This window comes from Microvirga sp. P4_G7 (genome assembly GCF_056401005.1).
Genome location: NZ_JBFUKD010000403.1, coordinates 1 through 3486, shown reverse-complemented (window position 1 = coordinate 3486; position 3486 = coordinate 1). Strand labels below are relative to the sequence as shown.

At 63.8% G+C, this 3486-nt stretch carries 4 protein-coding genes; all 4 read left to right on the top strand.

Translation table 11 applies throughout. The features are described from left to right. Nucleotides 1–442 (top strand): lipoyl(octanoyl) transferase LipB (lipB, locus tag AC1DT3_RS15390; RefSeq protein WP_477466119.1); only part of this gene is annotated, 442 nt, incomplete at its 5' end. Nucleotides 443–513: 71 nt separating this feature from the next. Further along, entirely contained in the window at nt 514–840 is a 327-nt protein-coding gene (locus AC1DT3_RS15385; protein ID WP_477466118.1) for a hypothetical protein, read from the top strand. Nucleotides 841–891: 51 nt separating this feature from the next. Next, a complete protein-coding gene (locus tag AC1DT3_RS15380; protein ID WP_477466117.1) occupies nt 892–2499 on the top strand; it encodes a carboxyl transferase domain-containing protein in 1608 nt (535 codons plus the stop codon). Between the two features lie 51 nt (nt 2500–2550). Next, nucleotides 2551–3372 carry a protein-L-isoaspartate O-methyltransferase family protein gene (locus AC1DT3_RS15375; RefSeq protein ID WP_477466116.1) on the top strand — a complete coding sequence of 274 codons (822 nt, stop codon included), beginning with the start codon at nt 2551–2553 and terminating at the stop codon, nt 3370–3372. Nucleotides 3373–3486: the final 114 nt, after the last annotated feature.

Here is a 3486-nt window from a genome sequence, read left to right as displayed (position 1 = left end):
CGTCATGCTCGATCTCAAGCGCCGAGATCCGGATCTCCGTCGCTATGTGACGGCCCTCGAAGCTTGGCTGATCACGACTCTCGCCGCGTTCAACGTGCGCGGGGAGCGACGGGAGGATCGGGTCGGCGTTTGGGTCCGCCGTCCTGATAAGGGCATCGGCGCCGAAGACAAGATTGCCGCCATCGGGATCCGGGTCCGGCGCTGGGTCACCTTCCACGGGATCAGCCTCAATGTGGAACCTGACCTGTCCCACTTTTCCGGCATCGTGCCCTGCGGCGTCGTCCAGCACGGCGTGACGAGCCTGGTCGACCTCGGCCTTCCCGTCACCATGCCCGAGGTCGATAGCATCATGCGATCCGGTTTCGAGGCCATCTTCGGGAAGACTATCGGCGCCGACGTGGATCGGTCGGTCGGGAGCGGCGCGATGGCGGGGCACAACTGACGGGGAGGCTTCTCCTCTTTGGCAGTTCGTGCTCTATGCTAACCTCGACTTTGAACAATGCGGGTCTTCGAATGCAACGCGCCCTTCTTGCCTCTTTCATCGCATTGTCGGTTTCGGCCTGCGCCTACCGACCGACGCCCGAGGAACTCATCCACACCGTCGATTCGCCCGCCGACGTACGCGTCTGCACCCGCCTCGGCGAAGTCAGTCCGACCGTGTCGACCACGCCGGGCTTCAGGAGTGAGCTGTGGAGCATGCAGAATCAGGTGGTCGCCCTCGGCGGCACCCATCTCTATCTGCAACGGCAATCGCCGGACTGGGCGCTGGTGAAGGGCGTTGCCTATCGTTGCGGCCCTGGCGCGCCGCGTGAGACGACAGTCATCCGGGCGAAGGGCTAGCCGCCTCCGCTGCAAGGCTTCGGACATCTCATCAAGGACAGGGGGCGCCCCGTGCCCGTGATTGCCACATCCGTCGATCTGACCTCGGAAGCGGCGCAGGCCAATCGTGCCTCTTGGGACGAACTCGGCCGCGACCTGCAGACGAAGCGCGCCGAAGCAGCGGCGGGTGGACCGGCAAAGGCCCGCGAGAGGCACCTGGGCCGGGGCAAGCTTCTACCGCGCGAGYGGGTGACGCGATTGCTCGACCCGGGCGCCCCGTTCCTCGAGCTCGGGTCCCTGGCGGCTCACGGGATGTACGACGACGCGATTCATGGCGCCGGGCTGATCACCGGCATCGGCCGCGTTTCCGGCCGTGAGGTCATGATCGTCTGCAACGATTCCACCATCAAGGGCGGCACCTACTACCCGATGACGGTCAAGAAGCATCTCCGGGCCCAGGAGATCGCTCGGGAGAACCGGCTGCCCTGCGTCTATCTCGTCGATTCTGGCGGCGCCAATCTCCCGCATCAGACCGAGGTGTTTCCCGACAGGGAGCATTTCGGCCGGATCTTCTACAATCAGGCCATCCTGTCGTCTCTCGGCATCCCCCAGATCGCTTGCGTCATGGGTTCCTGCACCGCCGGCGGTGCTTATGTTCCGGCGATGTCGGACGAGACGATTATCGTACGCAAGCAAGGCACGATCTTCCTCGGGGGGCCGCCGCTGGTGAAGGCAGCGACAGGCGAAGTGGTTTCGGCGGAGGATCTCGGAGGCGCCGACGTGCATGCACGCCAGTCGGGCGTTGCCGACCACTACGCGACCGACGATCATCACGCACTTTCGATCGTCCGCCGGATCGTCGGCACGCTGAACACGCGCAAGGTCGTCGACCTCGACCTGATCGAGCCCGTCGAACCGAAATATGCGATCGAAGATCTCGACGCGATCGTCCCGACGGACCTGAAGAAGCAATACGATATTCGCGAGGTCATTGCCCGCCTCGTCGACGGGTCGGAGTTCGACGAGTTCAAGCGCCTTTATGGCACCACGCTCGTCACCGGCTTCGCGCGCATCTGGGGCATGCCCGTCGGCATCATCGGCAATAACGGCATCCTGTTCTCCGAAAGTGCACTCAAGGGCGCTCACTTCATCGAGCTGTGCTGTCAGCGCCGTATCCCGCTGCTTTTCCTTCAGAACATTTCCGGCTTCATGGTGGGGCGCCAATACGAGGCCGGTGGCATCGCCAAGGACGGGGCGAAACTCGTAACTGCGGTCGCCTGCGCGCAGGTGCCCAAGATCACCCTTCTTGTCGGAGGATCTTTTGGCGCCGGAAACTATGGCATGTGCGGACGAGCCTATTCGCCGCGCTTCCTGTTCACGTGGCCGAACTCCCGCATCTCCGTCATGGGCGGCGAACAGGCCTCCAGCGTCCTCGCCACAGTGCGGCGCGACAATTTCGAGGCCGAGGGCAAGAATTGGAGCGCCGAGGACGAGGAGGCATTCAAAGCGCCGATCCGCGATAAGTACGAGGAAGAGGGGAGCCCGTACTACGCGACGGCGCGGCTTTGGGACGACGGCGTGGTGCTTCCCTCCGAGACCCGCCGCGTCCTCGCTCTGGCGTTCTCCGCGGCGCTCAACGCGCCGGTCCCCGAGACCCGGTTCGGCGTCTTCCGCATGTAGTCGGCGACCGGCCTTCCGGAACCCTGCGAGCGCCTCACGGCTTGTTGGGGCATGGCCCTCGCATACGAAGACGATCGTCGTCGATACGCGCGCCGCATCATGCGCGCGGCGGGCGTCGAGGATGCTCGTATCGAGAATGCCTTTGCCACCGTTCCGCGCGAAGCTTTTCTCCCTCCGCCGCCTTGGACGACGATCAGCTTTGGAGTCGCGTCGACGACCACGTCCATCTCCGATCTCTACGAGAATGTGTTGGTCGCGATTGCAGCGGACCGAGGGATCAACAATGGCGAGCCCTCGCTCCATGCTGCGTGGCTCGCAGCCGTTCATCCCGCACCGGGAGAGACGATCGTTCATGTGGGCGCGGGTCTGGGCTATTACACCGCGATCATGGCGTTGCTGGTGCGTCCGGGTGGGCACGTGAGCGCGTACGAATACCAACCGGACCTGGCAGCCGAGGCGGACGCCAATCTCGCGGCTTACCCTGAAGCGGCCGTGCAAGCGCGCTCGGCGCTCCGCACGCCTCTTCCCGATTGCGACATCGTCTATGTCAATGCAGGGGTTTCCGCGCCCGATCCCGAATGGTTGAAGGCCTTGAAGCCAGGGGGACGACTGATCTTTCCCTGGCAGCCCGGCGGAGGGTGGGGACCGACGATCCTGGTGACGCATTTGCCCGCCGGGTTCGAAGCCGTCACGCTCATGAATGTCGGGTTCATCGCCTGCCGAGGCGAGACGACGAGAGAATCATTCCGGACGGCCGCAAAAGGACACTCGCAAACCATCCGCTCGGTGTGGCGTCGCACAATGCGGAAACCGGACGAGAGCGCGGTCGCCGTCTACGATGAGGTCTGGTTTTCATCCGAGCCACTTCGCTAAGGCTCGTTAACCACGATGAAATGTTGCTGCCTCGCAACACCTCGAAACCTTCCTCACTTTGGCGATTTCGCACCAAAGCTCTGCCGCGATCCCGCCATAAACCGGGAGCAACTC